This is a genomic window from Streptomyces malaysiensis subsp. malaysiensis, assembly GCF_040653035.1.
Lineage (GTDB): Bacteria > Actinomycetota > Actinomycetes > Streptomycetales > Streptomycetaceae > Streptomyces > Streptomyces malaysiensis.
The window spans coordinates 1-2007 of sequence record NZ_JBEZNG010000090.1; the positions used below are offsets into that span (position 1 = coordinate 1).

The 2007-nt window shown below is 69.4% G+C and carries 1 protein-coding gene; it reads left to right on the plus strand.

The window, feature by feature from the left end; genetic code table 11:
- On the plus strand, positions 1-2007 hold a 2007-nt coding region (locus tag AB0E24_RS45910; protein WP_359386031.1), incomplete at both ends, for a SpnB-like Rossmann fold domain-containing protein.

Genomic DNA, 2007 nt, shown 5'->3' on the forward strand with positions numbered 1-2007 from the left:
TCGGCCCCGACACCACCCTCACCGCCCTCGCCCGCACCACCCTCCCCACCACCACCCACCTCATCCCCACCACCCGCCGCAACCACAACGAGGTCGTGACTGTGCTCACCGCCGCCGGGCACGCCCACACCAGCGGTGTGGAGCTCGACTGGTCCGCGGTGGTCCCCCGGGGCCGGCGCGTGGAGCTGCCGACCTACGCGTTCCAGCGCGAACGGTTCTGGCTGCACGACGCCGCGGGAGGGGACGCCGAGGTGGAGGGGGCCGGACTGGGGACGACGGACCACCCGCTGCTGGGCGCGGTGACCACAGTGGCCGACACCGGCGAACTCATCCTCTCCGGCCGACTCTCCACCAGCACCCACCCCTGGCTCACCGACCACACGGTAAACGGCACCGTGATCGTCCCCGGCACCGCACTGATAGACCTCGCCCTCTACGCCGCCGAGCACACCGACCACACCACCGTGGACGAACTGGTCATCCACACCCCCCTCGCACTCACCCACCCCACCCCGATCCAGATCACCGTAGGCGCCGAAAACGACACCGGCCACCGCCCCATCTCCCTCCACAGCCGCGACACCACCGGCACCTGGACCCGCCACACCACCGGCACCCTCAAACGCGAAACCCAACCCACAACGGACCTCGGCACCTGGCCACCCACCGACGCCCACCAAATCGACCTCACCAACGCCTACCAGCAACTCGCCGACACCGGACTCCACTACGGCCCCGCCTTCCAAGGACTCCACACCCTCTACCAACGCGACAACACCCTCTTCGCCGAGATCGAACTGCCCACCGCCGCAGGCACCGCCACTGGACATGCCCTGCACCCGGCCCTACTCGACGCGGCACTACACCCCGCCGCCCTCAACACCCCGGACCCCAGCACCCCACATCTGCCCTTCTCCTGGACCGGCGTCACCCTCCACGCCACCGGCGCCACCCACCTCCGAGTCCGGCTCGACACCGACGACACCGGCGCCATCCGCCTCCTGGCCACCGACACCACCGGCCAACCCGTCATCACCATCGACTCCCTCACCACCCGACCACTCCAGCCCGACCAACTCCACGCCGCGCAAGCCGAAACGGACCACCTCTACACACTCGACTGGTCCCCACACACCCCCACCACCCCCACCACCCCAGTGGACTTCGAGCGATACACCGTCCCCACGACCGGCGACGACATCCTGGCCGACACCCACCACATCACCGCCGAAACCCTGACCCGAATACAGCAGCACCTGGCCGCGGACACCACCGCCCCCCTGGTCATCGAGGCCACCTACGACGACCTCGCGGGCGCAGCGGTCTGGGGACTCATCCGCACCGCCCAAACCGAACACCCCAACCGCATCATCCTCATCGACACCGACGACCACCCAGCCTCCAGGGACGCCCTGGCCTCCGTAGTCGCCTCCGGCGAACCCCAGGCCCGCATCCGCGACGGCGCCATCACCCTCCCCCGGCTGACGACCACGGCCGTCACCGACGCGCTGACACCACCGGCCGACGCCGACGCCTGGCACCTGGACACCAGCGAACGCGGAACACTGGAGAACCTGACACTGACCGGATCCGACACCGCCACCCGGCGCCTGCTGCCGGGAGAGGTACGGGTCGCGGTACGAGCCGCCGGTCTGAACTTCCGCGACGTACTCATCGCCCTGGGCATGTACCCCGGCGAGGCCACCATGGGCAGCGAAGCCGCCGGCATCATCCTCGACATCGGCCCCGACATCACCGACCTCACCCCCGGCGACCGAGTCACCGGACTCTTCCCCGACGCACTGGCCAACGTCGTAATAGCCGACCGACGCACCATCACCCCCATACCAGCAGACTGGTCATACACCGACGCCGCAGCATTCCCCATCGTGTATCTGACCGCCTACTACGCACTGCACGACCTCGCCGCCCTCAAACCAGGCGAACGCGTCCTCATCCACGCCGGCACCGGCGGCGTCGGCACCGCCGCCATCCAACTCGCCCAAC